The organism is Phaeobacter gallaeciensis DSM 26640 (genome assembly GCF_000511385.1).
Lineage (GTDB): Bacteria > Pseudomonadota > Alphaproteobacteria > Rhodobacterales > Rhodobacteraceae > Phaeobacter > Phaeobacter gallaeciensis.
Map to the genome: position 1 here is coordinate 1,793,954 of NC_023137.1, position 19,905 is coordinate 1,813,858.

At 57.7% G+C, this 19,905-nt stretch carries 24 protein-coding genes; 23 read left to right on the forward strand and 1 reads right to left on the reverse strand.

Features of this window, described 5'->3' with window-relative positions; genetic code table 11:
* The first annotated feature begins 124 nt into the window (after positions 1-124).
* The 5 genes from GAL_RS22655 (at position 125) to nusG (ending at position 3,531) form a co-directional block, all read left to right on the forward strand.
* A complete protein-coding gene (locus GAL_RS22655; protein ID WP_040104037.1) occupies positions 125-400 on the forward strand; it encodes a DUF2312 domain-containing protein in 276 nt (91 codons plus the stop codon).
* A 9-nt stretch (positions 401-409) separates the two neighbouring features.
* Positions 410-826: a DUF1064 domain-containing protein gene (locus tag GAL_RS08595; protein ID WP_024097196.1), complete on the forward strand. Its 417-nt coding sequence runs from the start codon at positions 410-412 to the stop codon at positions 824-826.
* 68 nt (positions 827-894) lie between these two features.
* Positions 895-1,275, forward strand: coding sequence for a hypothetical protein (locus GAL_RS08600; RefSeq protein WP_024097197.1), 381 nt, complete (start codon positions 895-897; stop codon positions 1,273-1,275).
* Positions 1,275-2,963, forward strand: a complete 1,689-nt coding sequence (locus GAL_RS08605) for an SNF2-related protein (protein ID WP_024097198.1) — start codon at positions 1,275-1,277, stop codon at positions 2,961-2,963. Before GAL_RS08600 ends, GAL_RS08605 begins: the two co-directional genes overlap by 1 nt.
* Positions 2,953-3,531: a transcription termination/antitermination protein NusG gene (nusG, locus tag GAL_RS08610; RefSeq protein ID WP_024097199.1), complete on the forward strand. Its 579-nt coding sequence runs from the start codon at positions 2,953-2,955 to the stop codon at positions 3,529-3,531. Before GAL_RS08605 ends, nusG begins: the two co-directional genes overlap by 11 nt.
* Positions 3,532-3,688: 157 nt before the next feature.
* On the opposite strand, the gene GAL_RS23040 is transcribed toward nusG, so the two are convergent.
* Positions 3,689-4,156: a hypothetical protein gene (locus tag GAL_RS23040; protein ID WP_244462747.1), complete on the reverse strand. Its 468-nt coding sequence runs from the start codon at positions 4,154-4,156 to the stop codon at positions 3,689-3,691.
* Positions 4,157-4,233: 77 nt separating this feature from the next.
* Between GAL_RS23040 and GAL_RS22985 the strand changes: the two genes are divergently transcribed.
* The 18 genes from GAL_RS22985 to GAL_RS08700 all read left to right on the forward strand — a co-directional run bounded on the left by GAL_RS22985 (position 4,234) and on the right by GAL_RS08700 (position 19,903).
* The gene (locus tag GAL_RS22985) at positions 4,234-4,467 is read left to right on the forward strand and encodes an HNH endonuclease (RefSeq protein WP_024097201.1); all 234 of its coding nucleotides are present in this window, start codon (positions 4,234-4,236) and stop codon (positions 4,465-4,467) included.
* Between the two features lie 175 nt (positions 4,468-4,642).
* Positions 4,643-5,050, forward strand: a complete 408-nt coding sequence (locus GAL_RS08625) for a P27 family phage terminase small subunit (RefSeq protein WP_024097202.1) — start codon at positions 4,643-4,645, stop codon at positions 5,048-5,050.
* Positions 5,028-6,806 (forward strand): terminase large subunit, encoded by a 1,779-nt coding sequence (locus GAL_RS08630; RefSeq protein WP_024097203.1) that lies wholly within the window; start codon positions 5,028-5,030, stop codon positions 6,804-6,806. The genes GAL_RS08625 and GAL_RS08630 overlap by 23 nt, the downstream gene beginning before the upstream one ends.
* Positions 6,807-6,813: 7 nt before the next feature.
* On the forward strand, positions 6,814-8,064 hold the full coding sequence (locus tag GAL_RS08635; RefSeq protein ID WP_024097204.1) for a phage portal protein: 1,251 nt from the start codon (positions 6,814-6,816) through the stop codon (positions 8,062-8,064).
* On the forward strand, positions 8,042-8,878 hold the full coding sequence (locus GAL_RS08640; protein ID WP_024097205.1) for a head maturation protease, ClpP-related: 837 nt from the start codon (positions 8,042-8,044) through the stop codon (positions 8,876-8,878). The genes GAL_RS08635 and GAL_RS08640 overlap by 23 nt, the downstream gene beginning before the upstream one ends.
* Before the next feature lie 16 nt (positions 8,879-8,894).
* A complete protein-coding gene (locus GAL_RS08645) occupies positions 8,895-10,133 on the forward strand; it encodes a phage major capsid protein (protein ID WP_024097206.1) in 1,239 nt (412 codons plus the stop codon).
* Positions 10,134-10,193: 60 nt separating this feature from the next.
* A complete protein-coding gene (locus GAL_RS22485; protein ID WP_024097207.1) occupies positions 10,194-10,334 on the forward strand; it encodes a hypothetical protein in 141 nt (46 codons plus the stop codon).
* A 6-nt stretch (positions 10,335-10,340) separates the two neighbouring features.
* Complete coding sequence (locus tag GAL_RS08650) at positions 10,341-10,910, forward strand: head-tail connector protein (protein ID WP_024097208.1); 570 nt, start codon at positions 10,341-10,343, stop codon at positions 10,908-10,910.
* The gene (locus tag GAL_RS08655) at positions 10,910-11,236 is read left to right on the forward strand and encodes a head-tail adaptor protein (protein WP_024097209.1); all 327 of its coding nucleotides are present in this window, start codon (positions 10,910-10,912) and stop codon (positions 11,234-11,236) included. Before GAL_RS08650 ends, GAL_RS08655 begins: the two co-directional genes overlap by 1 nt.
* Positions 11,233-11,688: a hypothetical protein gene (locus tag GAL_RS08660; protein WP_024097210.1), complete on the forward strand. Its 456-nt coding sequence runs from the start codon at positions 11,233-11,235 to the stop codon at positions 11,686-11,688. Before GAL_RS08655 ends, GAL_RS08660 begins: the two co-directional genes overlap by 4 nt.
* On the forward strand, positions 11,688-12,041 hold the full coding sequence (locus tag GAL_RS21935) for a tail completion protein gp17 (protein ID WP_024097211.1): 354 nt from the start codon (positions 11,688-11,690) through the stop codon (positions 12,039-12,041). The genes GAL_RS08660 and GAL_RS21935 overlap by 1 nt, the downstream gene beginning before the upstream one ends.
* Positions 12,042-12,085: 44 nt before the next feature.
* Positions 12,086-12,373, forward strand: a complete 288-nt coding sequence (locus tag GAL_RS08670; RefSeq protein ID WP_024097212.1) for a hypothetical protein — start codon at positions 12,086-12,088, stop codon at positions 12,371-12,373.
* A 60-nt stretch (positions 12,374-12,433) separates the two neighbouring features.
* Positions 12,434-12,880 (forward strand): hypothetical protein, encoded by a 447-nt coding sequence (locus GAL_RS08675; RefSeq protein WP_024097213.1) that lies wholly within the window; start codon positions 12,434-12,436, stop codon positions 12,878-12,880.
* Positions 12,881-12,976: 96 nt separating this feature from the next.
* Positions 12,977-13,438 carry a hypothetical protein gene (locus GAL_RS08680; RefSeq protein WP_024097214.1) on the forward strand — a complete coding sequence of 154 codons (462 nt, stop codon included), beginning with the start codon at positions 12,977-12,979 and terminating at the stop codon, positions 13,436-13,438.
* Positions 13,439-13,554: 116 nt separating this feature from the next.
* Positions 13,555-13,872: a hypothetical protein gene (locus GAL_RS08685; RefSeq protein ID WP_244462749.1), complete on the forward strand. Its 318-nt coding sequence runs from the start codon at positions 13,555-13,557 to the stop codon at positions 13,870-13,872.
* A 396-nt stretch (positions 13,873-14,268) separates the two neighbouring features.
* Positions 14,269-18,594, forward strand: a complete 4,326-nt coding sequence (locus GAL_RS08690) for a coiled-coil domain-containing protein (protein ID WP_024097216.1) — start codon at positions 14,269-14,271, stop codon at positions 18,592-18,594.
* Complete coding sequence (locus GAL_RS08695) at positions 18,591-19,475, forward strand: hypothetical protein (protein WP_024097217.1); 885 nt, start codon at positions 18,591-18,593, stop codon at positions 19,473-19,475. Before GAL_RS08690 ends, GAL_RS08695 begins: the two co-directional genes overlap by 4 nt.
* Entirely contained in the window at positions 19,475-19,903 is a 429-nt protein-coding gene (locus tag GAL_RS08700) for a hypothetical protein (RefSeq protein ID WP_024097218.1), read from the forward strand. The genes GAL_RS08695 and GAL_RS08700 overlap by 1 nt, the downstream gene beginning before the upstream one ends.
* The last annotated feature ends 2 nt before the right edge of the window (positions 19,904-19,905 follow it).

Sequence of the window (19,905 nt, forward strand, 5' to 3'; positions counted from 1 at the left end):
CATCCCCGATGACGCAGACCGCGAAACCGTTGTGAAGATGCTGACAGCAGCCTGTGACGATATCGGTGGCCAGCAACTCAAAGCCAAGCACGCGGAGCAACGCAAGGCCTCTGGAAAGCCCCCCATGAAGGCGGACCCGGATTTCGACAATGCCGCAGATACCACATACCGGGTGACAGCGGGTGAGTTGCGCCAGTTCATTGAACGGTTCGAACGCCTGGACGCTGAGAAGAAAGAGCTGGCGGATCAACAGAAAGAGGTCATGGCAGAGGCCAAGGCTCGCGGCTACGACACCAAGGTCATCCGAAAGGTGATCGCCCTGCGTAAGCGCGACAAGGACGATATCGCCGAGGAAGAGGCCGTCCTAGAAATGTACAAAGAAGCGCTGGGCATGGGGTGAGGCAGACACATGGAACGCATGACAGCTGCAGACTACAATAAAGCCCAGCGCGATGAGAAGGGGCAGGGGGAAGACCGGCGCCGGGTGCGCGGCACCAAGCGCACCACGACCGCTGACGGCATCACCCACGACAGCAAGACAGAGGCGGATCGCTGGGAAGAGCTGAAGCTGTTGCAGGCGAGCGGCGCTATCTGCGGTCTGCGTCGGCAGGCCCCGATCCCGCTCATCGGCCGGGATGGTCCGATCATGACGGACAGCGGCAACCAGCAGCGGGTTTACAAGGCGGATTTCGTCTATGTCGACAACGCGCTGGGCGTCACCGTCGTTGAGGATCGCAAGGGGCATGAGACCGACAAATTCAAACTAGTGAAATCAGTTCTGGCGGCTCAGGGCATTGAGCTGCTGATCACCCGCGCAAAGGGGTGATGGATCAAATCTTGCTTCGCGCCAATCAATAGCGCGCAGACCGGAAAACAACATCGGGGGAACCGATAGTGAGCAGAAAATCAAAGCCAATCGACCTGGGGTCCAAGATTGTCCGGATTATTGAAAGCACCCGGATCAGCGTCACATGTGAGGAGGTTGCACAGGACAGCATTCATGTGGCGCTGCGTGATGCTGTTCCGGGCGTGCAAAGGGAGGTGCGGCTGAGCGACCGTGACCGCGTTGACCTTATGGCTGGTCCGGTGGCCATAGAGGTGAAGGTCAAGAAGCGCCAGAGCCGAGCCCAGATCCTGAAGCAGCTGGAACGCTACGCCGAGCACGACGAGGTCAAGGCGGTCATCTTGGCGACTGCCGACGCATGGCCCGGCACGATCTCTGACCTCAACGGCAAGCCCCTCTTGGTTGCCTCTCTGACCAAGGGATGGTTGTGATGAACGGCTTTGTCGATTTTCATGAGGGCAAATGGCGCGTCTCTGATCTGAAACCCCATGTCTCACTCCGGTTCAAGGACGTATTCAAGGGGATACAGTTCGGTGCCACGCCGCCGTTTGACCTGCGTGATCGCCCCAGCTTCGCCGCGGATCTCGACTGGTTTATGCAGCGTTATCCGCTCAGCCTCACAGAGGATGCGCAATCTCGGCTGTCAGATCAGCTGAAAACCTATGCATATCTGCAGGATCGTGTCGCAGAGTTGAAGCGACCGGACTACCGGCCCAGCATCAAGCCCGGGTTCAAGGCCCCAGAGGAGGCCGAGGACTATCAGATCAGGGCGGCGGAGATGCTGCGCAGCACCGGCAGCCTGTTGCTGTTAGATGATGTGGGTCTCGGCAAGACGGTTTCTTTCCTCGCCTCTGTTGCCGATGGTTGGGGGCTGCCTGCCGCGGTTGTGGTGCAGCCGCACCTATCATCGCAGTGGGTTAAGGAATACATTGAGCGCTTCACCCATCTGACAGCGTTCGAGGTCAAGGATCGCAAGGTGCGCGACTTGCCGCCTGCCGATATCTACCTCTTCCGCTATTCCAACATCGCAGCATGGGCAGACTACGCCGCAACGCTGGGCATTAAGACCGTTTGTTTCGATGAAATCCAAGAGTTACGCCATGGTACGGGCAGGCAGCACGGGTCAGGTACGGCAAAGGGACTCGGCGCTCAGGCTTTCTGCGACGCCGCACAGTACCGTATCGGCCTGACCGCAACGCCGATCTACAACTATGGATCTGAGATCTGGAACGTGGTCGAGTTTATCGCCCCCGGATCATTGGGCAGCTGGTATGAGTTCGTGATCAACTGGTGTACTTCGCACGGGACCCATTGGATTGTTAAAGACCCCGCCGCGTTGGGCGCCTTCCTCGTGGATGAGGGCATCGCTCTGCGGCGGACCAATGACGATCCGGAGGTGTCGCGCACCTTGCCGCCTCTGTCCAAGGTGATCACGCAAGTTGGCTGGAATGAGGGTGACGCAGACACAAATCGGGAATTGCAGCAGCGCCTTGCCCAACGGATCCTGGCCGGGTCGTTCCATGAGCGCGGGCAGGCGGCACGCGAGCTGGACGTCATGCTGCGCCAAGAAACCGGCATCGCCAAGGCAAGGGCCGTGGCCGCATATGTGCGGACGCTGGTAGAGGCAGGGGAGCCGGTTCTATTGGCTGGCTGGCATCGTGGCGTTTATGAGATTTGGCAGGACACCTTAAGCGATCTGAACCCGGTCATGTTCACAGGCTCCGAGAGTCAGCCACAGAAACGTTGCGCGAAAGAGGCCTTCCTGACGGGCCAAAGCCCGTTGATGATCATGTCACTGCGTTCAGGCGCCGGTCTGGATGGTCTTCAGCATGTCTGTCGCCACGTCGTCTACGGCGAGCTTGATTGGTCGCCACAGGTCCATACTCAGTTCACCGGCCGGGTGAGGCGCCGGGGGCAGCAGCACCCGGTCACTGCGCACTTCCTGCATGTGGATGGCGGATCAGACCCGGTGGTTATGTCGACACTTGGCCTGAAGGCCTCGCAGTCGCACGGGATCCTGAACCCCTTCGCTGACATGGAAGCCGCCACACCGCTTGATGATACACGAATGCGGAAGCTGGCGAAGGCAGTCTTGGAGGGTAGTCACGATGCACAATGAGTGGAATATCGGCGACCCTTGGCCGTTCAGATCATCGCGCGGGATCGTGGGGAACCCCTGCGAGCCAGTATGGCACGCGCTGATCACGCCCCCACAGAAGGAAGCGGAGACCGCACGCAAGCTTGAGAATGCAGGGTGCGAGGTTCAGTATCCAACCGAGGAGCGCGTACGGCACGTGGCGGGCAAGAAACATGTCCGAATAGCGCCAATCCTCCCCGGCATTATTTATGTAAAATTCAGCTATGAGCCTCATTGGGATGTGATGCGTAGGCGTAAGGTAGTCATCGGCGTTTTCTCTCGCTATGGGCGCCCGGTTGCGTTGAGCGATGATGATGTCATGGGGGTAATGGGCTTACCCACGCAGGCGGAGAAACAACGCGCGGAGGCTTTGGCTGCTGTAATGCCCGCGCCAGGTGGCAGAGCTGTACTGACCTCAGGGCCGTTCAGCGGGTTCATGGTGGATGTGGTAGCTGTCGAGAAAGGCCGTGTCTGGTACGAAATGATCACTGCCATTGGCGTTGTGCGCGGCGAGGATGACAGTGGCATGGTACAACGAGTTGCGCAGTAATACTGCATATGGTATTGCTCACCCATCCGGTCATACGCCGGTGACCCTCCGAGCGTCGTTGAGCGTTAGAGGCGAGCGTACCGCGAGACGGGAAACCGGTGGCCCTCGCGGTGCTGCTGCATTGGCGGGGATGTTTCAGGGAAGTGGCGGCGGTACATCAGTTGCATAAGGCTGTCATTCCGTAGGGGTAGCTTATGAACAGACGTGGATTTCTGAAGACAACGGCCGCCACTGCTTTGGTTTCGTTGCTTCCGTTGCCTACAGTTTCACGCGCATCGGCGCTATCGAATGTTTGTATTTCGATAGCGCCCACGCCGACCGTGTCGGACTTCGCCGGGCTTGATTGGGTGGAGGTCGGCGCTGTCTCGCCAGTGCCCGACCTGATCCACCAGGCGCGGCCATCCATTGGAGATGCATAGGCATGGCAATTCAGATCACTGCGGAAGACTTGGCGCAGGCGTTTTTGCAGGCAGATGATGAACTTCATGGATCGCAGCAGGGCTACTTCGACTTTGACAATCCATCTAGTTGCGCCATCGATGGCGGTTATATCGATCTGGTTCGGATCGCGGATATTTTGAATCAGAAGGTTGCGCAGCGCGAGGGCCAGTGACCCGACACCCATTCTCAGGCCGCAAGGGCAGCGCCGCCCGCGACCGCTTTGCAACTACGCTCTACGCTCAGCAGCGCGGAAAATGCCGGATGTGCTGCCAGCCGATACCGGCAAGCCTCCGGGGTAAGACAGGCAAGCGCGCCGCCGTGGTGGATCACCTCCGCCCATGGCGCCTCCGCCCGGATCTGGCGTTCCAACTTACGAACCTCGCGCTGGTTTGCTCCGGTTGCCACCTCACTCATTGCGCATCAATCGAAGCTGCCCACGCAGGCGATGCTGAGCTGATCGCTCAGGCCAAGGAGCGTATCGGGCAGGAGTGGTGACCGGTAAGGAGTTTTGCCCCCGTGCCGCCCTGTTTTCGGCCTCCCGGCTCTGATCTGAGGCAGGGGGGAGGTCAAAAGTTCAGGCCTCCCTGCTGGAAACCTATCGCCCCTCCTGCGTGCGCAATATCTGCTCGCAAAAAGGGGGGTGTCCCCGTCGTAGGCTGGAGACTGCCCAATGGCCCAAATTCCGCGCCCTCGATACGGTGATATTTTCGCTGGCCACGACGAGGGTGGCAGTATCGCCGAACAGGCTTGCGTTCTCTGGGAGGAGTACAAAGCTGATCTTGAGGCTAGAGGCCTGTGGAATCGGGCGCGGGCTCGTACGCTTGACCGTCTGGTCCGGATGACTGCCGAGTATTTGCACTATCAACCCCTGGCGGTCGCGAACGGGCCGGTTCGCGATAGTAAGGATGGCGGGCAGTATGCCGACATGCTTTGGTCTCAGGTAAAAAATATGGCTGACCAAATCGCCAAGCTGGAAAAATCTTTGACCCTCACGCCTGAGAGCGTCGGCGCAAAGACAGAGGCTCCGTTGAAACCTGCAGCAAAGACACCGGCGGATGAGTTCCTCGGAGCGCATTGATCAGACAACGCAATATGCGCGTGACGTTATTGCAGGAAAAGTCATCGCTGGAGAGTTTGTCAGAGCACAGTGCAAGCGCCATCTAGATGATCTAAAGCAAGCACATAGGCGTGAATTGACTTGGGATGTCGACCAGGCTGAGCGGGCCATTCGTTTTTTCCCGGCGATGCTATCGATCACTGAGGGTGCAAAGGAGGGCGAACCGTTCACCCTGTTGCCGTGGCACCTGTTTGTTGTCGGGTCGATCTTCGGGTGGCGAACGGCGGATGGCTTTATTCGGTTCAGATTTGTGTGGTTAGAGACCGGCAAGGGGCAGGCCAAGTCGCCGTTGATGGCGGCGATTGGAATCTATCTCAGCGGGTTTTATGGGCGCAAGCGCGCTGAGGTTTATTGCATCGGAGAGACCAAAGACACCGCTCGGGTCATGTTTCGCGATGCTGTGGCGATGCTGCGGGCACCAATACCAGGCAAGGAGGGCATGACGCTTGAAGACGCGGCCTACGTGATCCGTGGAACTGGAGATCTCGCCTATAGCGTGGAGCACGCAAAGAGCGGATCCTTCATGCGGCCTATCGCAAACAACGACAGCGTTTCTGGACCAAAGCCGATACTCGTGGCCGGTGACGAAATCCACGAGATGAAGACCAACAAGGCCATCGAGATGTGGCGGGCGGCCGTTACGAAGAAGCACGGCGACAGCATCTTGATGCTTGGCACCAATACCCCAAGTGCAGATCAGCAGGTCGGTACAGACTACAGCGAGTTTTGCCAAAAGGTTGTAACCGGCGATTTCACAGATGACAGTGTCTTCGCATATATCGCCAGAGTCGATGAAGGCGATGACCCTTTGAACGACGAAAGCTGCTGGATTAAGGCGCTGCCAGCTCTGGGCCTGACATACCCCATCGACAATGTGCGCAAGCTGGTCGTTACAGCCAAGCAGCAGATCAGCACGCAACTGACGACCAAGCGCCTTTATTTCGGGATCCCTGTTGGCACGGCAGGATTCTGGACGTCTGAGCAGGCATGGAAGGAAGTTCAAGGCGCCGTTGATGAGAAGGCCATGCGAGGTCGCAAAGCGCATCTGGCGCTTGATCTGTCAGAGAAAAACGACCTGACCGCGCTAACAGCCGCGTGGGAGGGGGAAAAGATCGAGGTCAAGAACTGGTATTGGACGCGTGAATTTGAGGTCGAAGAGCGTTCCACTGCCGATGCAATTCCTTACCGTGAACTGGAAGAAGCGAACCTGATCGAAATCACGCCAGGACGCGTGATTGATTACAGCTTCATCGCGGCCAAGATCATTGAATTCTGTGGCCGCCATGATGTGGTGCAGATGGCAATCGACAGCGCACATATGGAAAAGCTCTGCGAAGCCTTCGACACCGCCGGATTTAGCTACTGGATCGAAGAGGGTGACGACAAGACGGGCTCCGGCCTCAAGGTCGTGCGCCATAAACAGGGTCACAGCGTGAGCTTTGACGCCAAATTTCTCTGCATGCCAACCTCGATCACACAGCTTGAAGACCACATGCTCAAAGGCACAGTAGTCATCGACCGGAACAAATTGACCAGCATTTGCGCCCGCAACGCAATCATCCGCGAAGACGGGTTCAGCAACCGCATGTTCGACAAATCGAGATCGCGGGGCCGGATCGATGGGGTTGTCACCTTGGCAATGGCAGTCGGATCGGCAACGGCGGCGATGAAAGACAAGACCAGCGTCTATGAGGCGCGCGGCATTTTGAGTTTCTGAGGCATATATGGGCATCTTTGACCGTTTCCGCCTCAAGGGCCGGGATCAAGAACGCGGGTTGGACACAAAGGCGATGACAGGCGACGGTATGTCGTTCTCTGGCCTCAATGACCCCGCGTTATACGAGTTCATCCGTGGTGGAACAACTTCGGCTACGGCATCTGGTGTGTCCGTTTCAGCGAAGACGGCTCTCAAAAATACCGCAGTGCTACGGTCCGTTTCTCTTTTGTCGTTCTCCATCGGGATGCTGCCTTTACACCTTAAAGACAAGGTGACCAAGGAAAACGCAGTTCACCCTGTCCACCAGTTATTACACCGCAGGCCGAATGCGTGGCAAACGGCCTATGAGTTTCGAGCGGTTATGCAGCAACGTGCGCTAACCGAGGGCGATGCATTTGCGCTCAAAGTGCGCAGCGGTCGCCGTATTATCCAACTCGTTCCGCTTGTGAACTGCAAACCCACGCAAAACTCTGACTGGTCACTGTCTTACACCGTAACGCGCAAGGATGGCGGGAAGGTCACCTATTCACAGGATGACATTCTACACCTTCGATATGGGCTCTCTGATGACGGCTTCACTGGTCTATCACTGGTCAAGCAGGCGGCAGAGGCAATCGGGCTGGCGCTATCCGCTGAGCGGGCTGCCGCACGGATGTTCAGTAAAGGTATGATCGTTGACGGGGTATTGCGGCACCCGAACCAAATCTCGCCTGAGGTTTTTGAGCGCTTGAAGGCAAGCATGCAGGAAGCTGAAGGTGCCGAGAACGCTCACAAGTGGAAGATCCTGGAAGAAGGCATGGATATGACGCCGTTTCAGGCGCCAGGTCGTGACGCTCAAGGTTTAGAGCAGCGCCAGCACCAGATCGAAGAAATCGCGCGGGTTTTTGGTGTTCCGCGCCCTCTTCTGATGATGGACGAAACCTCATGGGGGTCTGGCATCGATGTTTTGGGTCAGTTCTTCGTCCGTTATTCGCTCAATCCGTGGTTCGAGGCTTGGCAGCAGGCAATTGAGCGCGATCTTCTGACCGAAGCAGAAGCTGATCGATACGAGGCGAAATTCAACGCTGGCGGTCTGCTGCGCGGATCAATGAAAGATCAGGCTGACTTCTTCGCTAAGGGTCTGGGGTCTGGCGGGCATCAGCCCTGGCTGCACCCTGACGAGCCGCGGGCATGGATGGACTTACCGCAACGACACGATTTGCCCGAGCCGATGGGCGCAAAGAAAGGGGCGAGCAATGAGCATTCGCAAACTTCCTGACATCCAGGCCGGTCGTCTACCTAGCGTTTGCGCCTTCGAACCTGACGCAGATGCACTTGAACGCTGGAACGCTGGGCTTTCACCGCAAGCGGCATCGGACAACACAATCACAATCCTCGACGTGATTGGAGAGGATTTTTGGACCGGTGGCGGCGTCACCTCCAAGCGGATTTCGGCGGCCCTGCGGGCAATCGGATCACAAGACGTTGTTGTCGAGATCAACAGCCCAGGTGGCGACTTCTTCGAGGGTGTTGCGATCTACAACGCCCTGCGAGCGCACCCGCACAAGGTCACGGTGCGCATCCTCGGGTTGGCCGCGTCGGCGGCGTCAGTCATTGCCATGGCTGGAGATGAAATCGAGATCGGCAAAGCTGGGTTCCTCATGGTGCATAACGCCTGGGTCGTGGCGATGGGTAACCGTCACGATCTCAAGGAAGCGGCAGAAACCATGGAGCCTTTTGATGACGCTATGGCCACGCTCTATTCTGACCGGGCCGGGGTCGAAAAAACCAAAGCTGCGGAATGGATGGACAATGAAACGTGGTTCAACGGTGAGCAGGCGGTAGATGCTGGCCTCGCTACCGGGTTCCTGCCTGCGGATTCTGTGTCAGAAGACAAGACAAAGGCAGAGGCTGCGAAGGGCGTGAACGCAACGCGCCGCATTGACGCCCGCCTCGCCAAAACTGGAATGCCTCGCTCAGAACGCCGCGCGCTTCTAGCTGATGCAAAGGGGGGCACGCACGACGCTGCCTCGACCGTCACGCACGACGCTGACGAACTAGCGACCCTCGTTTCGGGTCTTTTCAAAGTCTAAAATCAGGAGACTACTCATGTCTAAGCACATGATCCCCGCGAAAGCTCGCGGGATCGTCGCCGTTCGTGCAGATGCAGGCGGTGACGTGACCAAAATTCTTGCCGACCTTCAGCGTGACTGGAAGGCGTTTAAGGACACTCAAGCGGAAAAAGACAAAGAGGTCAAAGCCAAGTTCGATGACGTGGTGACGACAGAGAAAATGGCGCGGATCGACGCCAGCGTCTCTGATATGCAAGCTGCTGTCGATCAGGCAAATGCCAAGCTGGCGGCGATGACTGCGAATGGATCTGGCCCTGTTCAGGTGAAAGATCCGGAGTATTCCGAGGCATTCCGCGCGCACTTCCGCAAGGGCGACGTTCAGGCGAATCTGAACAAAGGCGCCTCCGACGAGGGCGGCTACTTGGCTCCGGTCGAATGGGATCGCACCATCACCGACAAGCTGATCGAAGTTTCAGCCATGCGTCAGATCGCCAGTACACAGTCGATTTCCGGTAACGGCTTCACCAAACTGTTCAACCTGCGCGGCACCGCGTCGGGCTGGGTCGGCGAAACCGCTGCACGCGGCGAGACCGGTACCGCAACCTTTGGCTCCATGACTTTCACTACAGGCGAAATCTACGCCAACCCTGCGGCAACCCAACAGATGCTGGATGATTCCGAGGTGGATCTTGAAGCCTGGATCGCTGGCGAGGTCGAAACCGAGTTCTCCTATCAGGAGGGGTTGGCGTTCATTTCCGGCAACGGCTCCAACAAGCCGAACGGATTCCTTACTTATGTGACCGGCGCTGCCAACGCCGCGGCAAACCCTCTGGGCTCGATTGAGAAGAAATCGGCCGCTGCTGTTGCCATGGTAACTGAAGATGAATTGCTGGATCTAATCTACTCTGTGCCTTCGGCCTACACTGGCAATTGCCGCTTCACGATGAACCGCACCAGTATGGGCATTGTGCGTAAGCTGCGTGACACCGATGGCCGCCAGCTATGGCAGCCTTCCTCTCAGGCCGGTCAGCCGTCGCAGCTGCTCAACTATCCGGTCACCGAAATGCCGGGTATGCCTGATATGGCTGCATCAGCTCTGCCCATCGCCTTCGGTGACTTCCGTCGCGGCTACCTGATTGTTGACCGGACCGGCGTCCGTGTGCTGCGCGACCCGTTCACCAACAAGCCTTATGTGCACTTCTATACCACCAAACGCGTTGGTGGCGGCGTGGTGAACCCGGAGTGCATCAAGGTTATGGAAATGGCCGCTTCCTAAGCGGTGATCTCCTCGGCGGGCTATAATGGCCCGCCTGCAACCCTCTCAGGAGAGAACACTATGGCTGAAAACAAGAATACTGAGACCAAGCAGGTCAAATCGGCGGATGCGAAGCCCGCATCCCGCCAATCGATGACGCCTGAATTGGCAAAAGAGTTGGGGTTGGACCCCGGCCCCTATGGCAAACCGACTAAGAAGTAAGAGCTGATGTTCCGCCCCATTCGCATTGCCGCCCCTGCCGAAAGTCCCGTCACACTCGATGAGGTAAAAGAGCAGGCAATGGTCGATTTTGACGCCGATGATGATCTGCTGACAGGCATGCGCGATGCCGCTGTTGTTCATCTAGATGGATTTCGGGGTGTCTTGGGTCGGGCCATGGTTGCGCAGACGTGGCAATTGCATCGCGCGAATTGGGCGCGGGACATTCGATTGCCGGTGCCTGACGTTGCATCTGTAGTTCTGACCTACCTCGATGAAGATGGCATGGAGCAAAGCGTTGCAGCAGAACACATCTCGATTTTGCCTGTTGTCACTGGCACGCTGGTTTCGTTGGCAGATGCGTTCACCTTTCCTGCGCTGCAGGAGGGTAATCACGCGCCAATCGCAGTGCAGTTCACATGCGGCTTTGGCGCCGCAGTCGATGTACCTGCCAACTTGAAACTAGCTGTAAAGGCGCTTGCTGCGACCTGGTATGAAAACCGGACAGCGCAGCCGGGTGAGGCCCTCCCGATGGGGGTCTCCGCCCTGATCAAGCCCTACCGTTGGATGGCAGTCTGATGCTGCTGACCGAACGCGTGGCTTTCGAAGAACTGGTCGGCACCGATGATGGTTTCGGAGGCAAAGACTGGACTCCTGTCGAGCGCCTCCGGGCTCGCGCTTTTTTTCAGTTCCTGCGCGGCGGTGAGAGTGTTCAAGCAGCGCGTTTGACAGGTCGGCAGACAATTGTTGCGACGATCCGCCAATCACCCCCTGCACTAGCCATAAAAACCAAATGGCAAATGCGAGATATCGGAAAAGGCATCACGTACGACATCCGAGCAATAGAGCCAAACCGGGACAAGCCGCGGCAATATCTGGACATTGTTTGCGAGAGCCTTTCGTGAAAACCCTGCTGAAAATGGAGGGTTTGCGCGAACTCGACAATGATCTCGCCGCATTGCCGAAAGCTGTATCAAAGCCGGTTGTTCGGCGCGCTCTGGCCAAGCAGCTGCAGCCAGTTGCGGAAATGGCGAATTACCTTTGGCCCGGGGCGGACGATAGTGCATTCGCGGTTTCATCGAGGCTCAAAAACGGCCAGCCGCAACCAGATGTCGGTTCCAGCGCGGTCACCATGTTCGTTGGCGCGACCAGATCCGCCCCGCATGCGCATCTACGCGAGTGGGGCACTGAGCCTCGCTACCACAAAAGCGGCAAATATGTGGGTGCTGTGGCCCCGACACCGTCGCTCACCCCGTCGTGGGAGGCCTACAAGGGCGACATCCTTCAGGGCTTGGCCGCTGAGATACGGGGCGAGTTGGAGGCGACACTGTCGCGCCGCGCCAAGAGGGGGCTGTGATGGAGGAGTATCTTCAGAACTTGCTTGAGGCAGCAGTGAGTTGTCCGGTGAAATGGGGCTACTTCGAAGATGGCGAAACCATGCCGTTGGTGTCGATGTCGCGCATGTCTGGCAGGCGATACCACACCCTCAACAGCAAAGGCCTCATGCAAGGCTCGATACAGATCGACTGCTGGGGCCAATCCTACCGTCAGGCGATGAATGCCAGCCGCGAGGTGCGCACCGTGCTCGAAGGCTATAGCGGCGGGACTATTGTCAGCGCGCGTCTGACGGCCGTACGAGACAGTAACAGCACCGATGCCAGTGCTGCCCACAGAGTCTCACTCACGTTTGCGATCACTTATGGCGAATAGCCGCAAATCTGCGGCGGCACACCCCACCTCAAAGGACACACATCATGACCAGCCACAAACCTGCTGTGACGGGCCAAAGATCTGCGGCTAAATCCAACCCGGAACCCGTTGTCGCGACGGGCGTCAAGCTGATCCGCTTGCCGATGGAGCCGAACAAGGAGTCACACCCGGCCGCGCTGTACCGGGGCCCTGAGCCAAAGCCCGGCGAGCTGCTGGAGTTCACTTTGGACAATGGCGTGACCTACCAGGGCAAGGTGGCCGAGGCGACCGAGGCTGATGGCGAAGTGCTGGCCGAGTTCACGGGGCCGCTGAAGGTGATCGCCACGAAATAGGCCAAGGCCTATCTACCCGCGCCCCAAGGCGCTTTCTCTCTATACTGAAAGGAAACAGATATGGCGCACCAGACCGCCTCTGGGGTGACGCTCGGCATTTCTGCCGCCGCGCCCGCAACCCATGACACCGCAGGGTTTGACGCCCTGACCTTCATCCCGGTTGGTGAGATCACCGAAGTGGGCGAATTCGGTAAAGAATGGGCCCTCGTTACCCACAACCCGCTGTCAACCCGGGGCACCAAGAAGGGCAAGGGGAGCTATAACAATGGCAACCTGAACCCGAGCCTTGCACTCGATCCCGACGACGCCGGGCAAACTGCGATGGAAACCGCGCTTGAAAGCGATGATCCGGTTTACATGGCGATCACCCTTCAGGATGGAACGGTCTTCTATCTTGTGGGTTTGGTGATGTCGTTCAAGGCAGGCATCCGCGGCGTGGATGATGTGGTTACGGCCACCACCTCAATTGAGCTGACCCCTGAGCAGATCCTCAAAAAGGCCGCGTAAGAGCTGATCAAGATCCGCTCATTTGAGCGGCAGGGCCGGGTGGAAAGTGGTTCGATCCCCCGGCCCGAATGAACCACGAACTGATAGGATAAGATCATGGATTTCAACCAGTTTGATAGCGTGTCAGCCGCTGAAAGGGGCGCCGACTGCCACCTGAAGCATCCGGCAACCTTGAGGCCGCTGTTTGACAACCCCGATGACCCCACAGTCGATAACGGTAAACCTTGCTTGGTCGTTGTATTGGGGGCCGAGGCGCCATCAGTCCGGGCTGCCTCGCGCGCTCGCCAAAAGGCACGGGCTGAAGCTGACGATGAGAAAGCCGATGACGAGAATACCCTTGAAGCCGTGCATGAGCGCATGGTCGAGGCTATGGTGCCACGTGTTCTCGGTTTCAAAAACGTTCGCAAGGGCAAGGCTCCGGCGACCAAGGCTGATGCGGCCTGGCTTTTTGGCTTGAATCGTATGAACGCACAGGAAGGTGAGATGTCCTTTGCTGAGCAGGTCGCCGCGTTCTCTGCCAAGCGCGGTAACTACTTGGGAAACGCCTCCGCCGACTGACGCTCTATGCCGAGCAGGCCGGGTTTCTATCTGCGCGCCCCGATGAGTGGAAGTCCAACCGGCTGAAGATCTGGCAGAAAGAGGGTATTGACCTTGCTCTGCCAGATGTCGGCGGTGTGGAATACCTGCTCGATATGATGATGCCCGAGGCTCTCGGCTGGTGCAGCTTAGATCAGATGGGCGGCGCCGCACCAATCGCCTGGACGGAGATCAACGCCTTTTCACTGGCAGCAGGGCTGGATCTTGAGCCGTGGGAAGTAAAGCAGCTCCGGGCGATGAGCGCGGCCTATGTGCAGGGTCTAGTGCGCGGTCGAGAGCCGATGAAGGTCTCACCCGCATTTGATGATCGGCCAGATGAGGATCCAGGTGTCAAGATGGAACGTCAGCGGTTGTCTGACAACTTGAACGCCAGCCTGTCAGCGTTGGCAGGGTGACAATCGGTTTTGCAGCACGGACAAGGGGCCGGTGTCATCGGTTGTAGCAGGGCAGCCGCTCCAATTGCCCTGCATACATTCCAGCCACATACTTCGCGTTATCTCGAATAACACTCGCGCTATTCCCAAACTCCCTGCGCAAATCGTTCAGGTTGGAGTTTGCTCGGCTTTTAGAGACTTGAAGTTGCCTCAATAGCTTTCGAGCCTCCGCTTCGCACGAAGGATCATACCGCGCAGGTTCTATAGCTTTTTTAGTGCTCCTGTACGGCCAGTACGCACCAAATCCAAGCACCAAAAGTGCCAAAATTATTGTTGCTGACCTCACGATAGCCCCCCCCAGAGAAAACCCGCCCAACGCTAGTTGGACGGATCAGAACAAGCAATAGGTTTGTCATTATGGCCATTGAAGTTGGGGCGCTGCGGGCGTCTGCATCGCTGGACGCTGCATCGTTCGATACGGGTGCGAAGAAAGCGCGAGCAGCTCTCAAAATGTTGGGGGGCGGGTTTGAAGAAACCTCTCGCGATGCTGTGCGATCAGCTGAGGCGATGGCGCGGGCATATGACATTGGATTTGAAAAAACTGCCACCGCAGCGCAGAAGCAACTTGATGCCCTTCTTGGTGTTGACAAGGCATCGAGGACAGCCTCTGCATCTGCAAAAGCGTGGGTTGGCCAGTTGGATCGGCAATCGCAAGCTTATGACCGATTGAAAGCATCTATTGACCCAGCTTATGCGGCCACCAGGCAGCTTGATGCCGCCACTGAAACGTTGAATGCCACCCACAGAGCTGGACTGATCTCCGACAAGGAAAGGGCCAGCACCCTGCAAATGCTCAAAGATCAGATGCAGGGCATTGGTGGCGCTTCTGCTCGGGCGGGCAAGGGTATGTCGAAATTCGGTCTCGTTGCAAATCAGGTCGGCTTTCAAATCCAAGACGTTTTTGTTTCTGGCCCGATGATTGGTTGGTTTCGCGCAATTTCACAGCAGGCTCCTCAAGCCGCAGGCGCTTTCAGTATGCTCGGCGGCAGCATTGGCACAATACTTCCATGGCTTGGGACAGCGGTGGCGGTTGGTGGGGCGCTGGTGCCAATTTTGTTCGATTTGGGGAGCGCATCGCTTTCGCTGGAAGAAAGATCAAAGCTAAATACCCAGGCCCTCGACAACCTCGTAGGGGCGTTGGATGACTACAGCCGGTACGCTGACGGTGCTCGGGCCAGCACTATGGATCTTGTTGAAGAATTCGGGGCTTTTGCACAAGATGTGAAGGAAACCTACGAATACCTCAGCGGGGTTTCTGTCCGGCGTGCTCTGGATGCTCTTCAAACTGACAACTTTGATCTGTTTGTGGACCTTGGCGAGGCCTCGTCTGCTATTTCTGCGATGGAAGATGCGCTTGATGCGCTCGAGCGGAATACCGCGATGAAGGCCACTTCTGAGCAAATTCAGACGTTTCGCGAGAACTTTGAGAACCTGGAAGATGATGCTTATGCCGCGTCACAAGCCGTGGGCTTGCTGCCCGAACAGGTTACACTCATCAAGAAGGGGTTTGACGAGCTTCGGGGTGCCCAGAGTTTGGAGGATATCCAGCGTGAAGCGAAGGATGCCTTGGATGTCATCCGCGAATTCTATCCCGAAGGTCAAAAGCTACCCTCGGCGCTGGCGGATGCGGTTGTGCAACTCGAAGCGATCATCACCTCATCAAGTCGCTCTGTAGCGAATACGGAGGAAGCGACTTCACAGGCATACATCTGGGCCGGTGCGATGGCCGGTGTGAATGCAGAGATCCAAGCCATCATGTCCTCACTATCTGCCATTGGCGGGGGGTTGATTTCAAATGCTGCTAAGCAAGCTGAGGTCGACGCACTTAAAGCGGGCAAGTCTATCCGTGGAGCAGCTATTGAAGCAGAGCGATTTCGGAAAGAGCTGGAATTTGATGCGCGGCGTGAGGGGGCCACATGGCTGGAACGCCAGGCCATTGATGCAGAGCAGTATCAGTTTGAGCATGGCATTGCCCTAGATGCTGTCTTGGACAAAGAGCGCGAGGCCGCACGCAGTCGTGAGCGCAATCTGAAAAAGACCGGGTCTGCAAGCCGCAAAGCCACCAACCAGCTGAAGAAAGAAGCTGATGCGGTACGCGCGTCCCTAGACCCAATGGCGGCATACAACCATGAGCTGGCAGAATTGGCTAAGCTGCAGGGGCTTTTGTCCAAAGATGAAATGGCCAAAGCTGTTGCGAATTTGAATGTTGAGCTGGCGGATTCCCTGCCTTTAGTGGGTGATTTAACGGACACCCTGACCGAGGGGCTGTTCAACGGTTTTGAAGGCACACTCAAAGATATCGGTCAAACCTTCAAAAATTGGTTGATCCAGATGATCAGCACGGCAGCCAAAAATCGGATCATGCTTTCACTTGGCTTCGGCGGCTCGCTTGCTGGAACCGCCGCCTCAGCCGCAGGCGGGCTTGGTGGTGGCAGTGGCATTCTCGGTGGGGGTGGCGGGGGCCTTATCAACATTGGCGCAAATCTGCTCGGGGGCGGTCAGATCGCGCAGGGTATTATGTCTGGACTTGGTGGCGTCTTCACCGGCGGCGGCCTCACGTCCAGTTTCGCCAATCTCGGCGGGCTGGTCAGCGGGGCTTCCAGCGGTCTCGGCGCATTCGGTGCAGCTCTACCCGCTCTCGGCATTATCGCAGGCGGTATCGCCATTCTGTCCAAAGGCCTCTCGCGTGAATATGACGGCCGCGCTGTCCGAGGCTCTCTGGGTCCGGATGGATTTGACGGTTTTGAATTCGACTTCTGGGACGGTGGCTTTCTGAGAGGAGACAAACAGGTCAACCACACCGCGCGGCCTGAGATCCAAAATATGCTGGATGACGGTGCGTTGGCAGTTCGCAGCAGCGTTGAGGAAATGGCGGCAGCGCTAGGGTTGGCCTCGACAGCTATCGATGACTTCACAGCAGATGGTTTCACGATCTGGCTGACCGGCCCGAATGCAGGGAGTGAAGAACAGATCGCGAAGGCCTTCGAGGACCAGCTGACCCGCCTGGGCGACGGCATGGCGGATCTGGTTCTGGAAACAGAGGATTACGCGAAGGCAGGCGAGGGTGCTTATGACACACTGACACGACTTGGCGGTTCACTGATCACGGCCAATGAGGGCTTTGGCCTGCTGAACCAATCACTGTTCGAGGGCAGCCTCAAGGCGGCTGAAAGCGCATCAGCGCTCATGGATGCCTTTGGCGGAGTGGAGCAATTCACTGTCAGTGTCGGCAGCTACTTCGAGCTTATGTTCACAGATGTCGAGCGGCTGGCCAAGCAGCAGCAGTACGCACAGGAAGCGCTGGACGAAGCTGCGGAAAAATTGAACCTGACCCTGCCAACAACCCATGAGGCCTTTCGCAATTTGGTGGCAGGTCTGGACCGCACGACCGAGGAAGGTCGCGAGGCTTACGTGACGCTGATTGGCCTGTCTGATGAATTTTCCGTTGTCCATGGGACTGCGCAACAGGCAGCAGATGCACTCAACGGGGTTGGCGATGCCCTCTCACAGGCAGAGGCCGAGGCGCGCAGGCTCAAAGAGCAGAACATCCGTGATGCGCTGGCAGAGCTGACAGGGGCCATCAAAGAGGCCGTCGATGAAATGCAGGATCGATTGGGCATTATCAGCGACCGGCTTAAGCTTCGTCTCAAGCGCCTGCAAATCTCGGTCGGCGCTGAGCGGGATTCCATTACCGCCAGCCATACCGCCCTGATGGATCAGTTGGAGGGGCGCCTGGGCACATTGGAGGGCGCGGCAGAGAAATCCCGACAACTGTTCGAAACTCTGGATGATGCCATCCGCGACCGCCGCCGCATCGATGTGGAAGGGCGTGAGGTGGAACGCCGCCGCGCACTGATGTATGTGCAAAACGGCGGTTCTGATCCAGAGCGCCTGTCTGATGCGCTTAGCGTGTTGGGCGAAGATAATTCTGCTGATTTCTCCAACTATGCCGACTATCTGGCAGACTACTATCGCACCTCAAACATTGTATCGGAGCGCGGTGACGCAGCGCAGACCGAAATGACAGCTGCTGACATGGCAGTCAGCGCGCTGGAACAACAGATCACGCTCGCCCAATCGCAGCATGAGGCGGAAATGCAGCGCCTTGACCAAATCCTGGCAGAAGGGCAGCGCACTTATGAACTGGCAATGGGCGAATACATTGCAGCCATCAATGTCGAAAATGCGGTCACGCAGCTCAATCACACCGCGGAGCGATACACGCTCGTGTCTGAGCGGATCGAAACGCGCATGGAAGAGCTGGAAACCATTCGTCTCAATATGGAGCAGATGGTCGCGGCGACCTTGGATCCATCCGCTGGTCTGCCCAGCATCAGCGAAGGTGTTTTTAACGTCGTCGGCGCCGTGAATGCGCTGGGTGGATCCATTGGACAGATGGCAGCTGGTGTGGCCGCGGTTGCCAGCGCGCAAAAGGAGGCCAATCGCATCGCGCAAATCAAGGCGTTGGAGCGCACTCAGATTGTCAACAGTCGCCCGGGTGCAGCACGCGCGGCCGGAGAAAACGGCACAATTGGTGGCGCCCTTGAGGCCGTTGGCGAGATCCGGGCCATGCGTGAAGAGATGGCTGGCTATCTCGGACCAATTTCCAAGGCGACTGGCGCAACTGAACGTTCGCTGAAGCGTGTTGAGCGGGATGGCCTGGCCACCAAGGGGGCAGCATGATCATCATCCAACCAATTGACGTCACCGACGCGAACCTGACCACGAATGTCCCGCTGCCCGAGATCGAATGGACAGCGGGCACCACGCCAGAGGGTGAAGAACGACGCATCGGCAATGACCTCTATCGCGCGGTGATCGAGACCGCTGATGGTCCCGTCACAGGCGTTAATGCGGATCCGCCAACATGGATCCGCATTGGCGTGGTCAATCGGTTTCAGATGTTTGATGAGTTCTACCACTCGCAGACGGTGGCAACTGAGCGGATTGAAGTCACTGTGCAGCCCTCAGAGGTCGTGAATTCAGTCACCTTGCTTAACCTCGACGCGCTGTCCGCACGGGTGACCGTGGATGATGGGGCAGGCGGCACACTCTACGACGAAACCAAGAGCCTGCTGGATAACAGCCAGGTGGTCGACTACTGGGAATACTTCTTCTCGCCTATTCTGAGACGGCGGGATGTGACCTTCATTGATTTGCCGTCGTACTCTCAAGCTGTCACGATCACCGTAACCGGTGCGGCCGGAGCGGAGGTCAGTGTCGGCGGCGCGTTCATCGGGCGTCAGCGCATTATCGGCGAAGCAGTCTATGGGACCCGCCGCGATCTGCTGAATTTCTCCACTAAAGAGCGTGACCAGTTCGGCAGGTTCAACATTGTCTCGCGCAATAAGGCCAAGCTGGTCACCTATGAGGTCGCGGTCGAGACCCGCAACAACGATTACGTTGCAGATTTTCTAGAAGATGTCGCCGACGTGCCATGCATCTACATCGGTGATCCGACGCGCGGCGGCACCATCACCTATGGCTACCCGCGCGACTTCGGTTTTCCGTATGAGACCCCGTCGATTTCCAAACTTTCACTAGAAGTGGAGAGCGTCACCTGATGCCTGTCACCCAAGTTCCCGCATTCACCAAGGTTCCAAGCCGGTCTGACACTCCGGATACCTTTTCCGCCGACGTTGACAGCTTCCTGAGCGAGATCCCGGACCGCGCGCTTGCGAGCAATCAGCAGGCGCAGGAGGTCAACGCTGCGGCAGAGCAGGTGGCCACGCAAGCCGCAACCGTTGCAGAGGCCAGCGCCGCGTTTGAAAGTGGCGTGAACGCGGATCGCTGGGCCGCTGGCGATTACAGCGATGGCGATGCGGTCTGGTCGCCCACGGATGGGCTGACCTACCGCGCCAAGGCCGATTTCACCTCGGTCCTCGATCCCGCCTCAGATCCCGCCAACTGGCACAACCTTAACCCCGTTGAAGAAGCTGGAAAGCTGATATCGGCCCGCGCGCGCCGCTTCGCAACATGGATTGGAGCATAAGA

Excerpts from the sequence above, each read along its gene's own strand:
- GAL_RS22655 (WP_040104037.1), top strand. The coding sequence starts at position 125 with ATGAAGGCGGACCCGGATTTCGACAATGCCGCAGATACCACATACCGG.
- GAL_RS08595 (WP_024097196.1), top strand. The coding sequence starts at position 410 with ATGGAACGCATGACAGCTGCAGACTACAATAAAGCCCAGCGCGATGAG.
- GAL_RS08605 (WP_024097198.1), top strand. The coding sequence starts at position 1,275 with ATGAACGGCTTTGTCGATTTTCATGAGGGCAAATGGCGCGTCTCTGAT.
- nusG (WP_024097199.1), top strand. The coding sequence starts at position 2,953 with ATGCACAATGAGTGGAATATCGGCGACCCTTGGCCGTTCAGATCATCG.
- GAL_RS23040 (WP_244462747.1), bottom strand. The coding sequence starts at position 4,156 with ATGGGTGTCGGGTCACTGGCCCTCGCGCTGCGCAACCTTCTGATTCAA.
- GAL_RS22985 (WP_024097201.1), top strand. The coding sequence starts at position 4,234 with ATGTGCTGCCAGCCGATACCGGCAAGCCTCCGGGGTAAGACAGGCAAG.
- GAL_RS08625 (WP_024097202.1), top strand. The coding sequence starts at position 4,643 with ATGGCCCAAATTCCGCGCCCTCGATACGGTGATATTTTCGCTGGCCAC.
- GAL_RS08630 (WP_024097203.1), top strand. The coding sequence starts at position 5,028 with ATGAGTTCCTCGGAGCGCATTGATCAGACAACGCAATATGCGCGTGAC.
- GAL_RS08635 (WP_024097204.1), top strand. The coding sequence starts at position 6,814 with ATGGGCATCTTTGACCGTTTCCGCCTCAAGGGCCGGGATCAAGAACGC.
- GAL_RS08640 (WP_024097205.1), top strand. The coding sequence starts at position 8,042 with ATGAGCATTCGCAAACTTCCTGACATCCAGGCCGGTCGTCTACCTAGC.
- GAL_RS08645 (WP_024097206.1), top strand. The coding sequence starts at position 8,895 with ATGTCTAAGCACATGATCCCCGCGAAAGCTCGCGGGATCGTCGCCGTT.
- GAL_RS22485 (WP_024097207.1), top strand. The coding sequence starts at position 10,194 with ATGGCTGAAAACAAGAATACTGAGACCAAGCAGGTCAAATCGGCGGAT.
- GAL_RS08650 (WP_024097208.1), top strand. The coding sequence starts at position 10,341 with ATGTTCCGCCCCATTCGCATTGCCGCCCCTGCCGAAAGTCCCGTCACA.
- GAL_RS08655 (WP_024097209.1), top strand. The coding sequence starts at position 10,910 with ATGCTGCTGACCGAACGCGTGGCTTTCGAAGAACTGGTCGGCACCGAT.
- GAL_RS21935 (WP_024097211.1), top strand. The coding sequence starts at position 11,688 with ATGGAGGAGTATCTTCAGAACTTGCTTGAGGCAGCAGTGAGTTGTCCG.
- GAL_RS08670 (WP_024097212.1), top strand. The coding sequence starts at position 12,086 with ATGACCAGCCACAAACCTGCTGTGACGGGCCAAAGATCTGCGGCTAAA.
- GAL_RS08675 (WP_024097213.1), top strand. The coding sequence starts at position 12,434 with ATGGCGCACCAGACCGCCTCTGGGGTGACGCTCGGCATTTCTGCCGCC.
- GAL_RS08680 (WP_024097214.1), top strand. The coding sequence starts at position 12,977 with ATGGATTTCAACCAGTTTGATAGCGTGTCAGCCGCTGAAAGGGGCGCC.
- GAL_RS08690 (WP_024097216.1), top strand. The coding sequence starts at position 14,269 with ATGGCCATTGAAGTTGGGGCGCTGCGGGCGTCTGCATCGCTGGACGCT.
- GAL_RS08695 (WP_024097217.1), top strand. The coding sequence starts at position 18,591 with ATGATCATCATCCAACCAATTGACGTCACCGACGCGAACCTGACCACG.
- GAL_RS08700 (WP_024097218.1), top strand. The coding sequence starts at position 19,475 with ATGCCTGTCACCCAAGTTCCCGCATTCACCAAGGTTCCAAGCCGGTCT.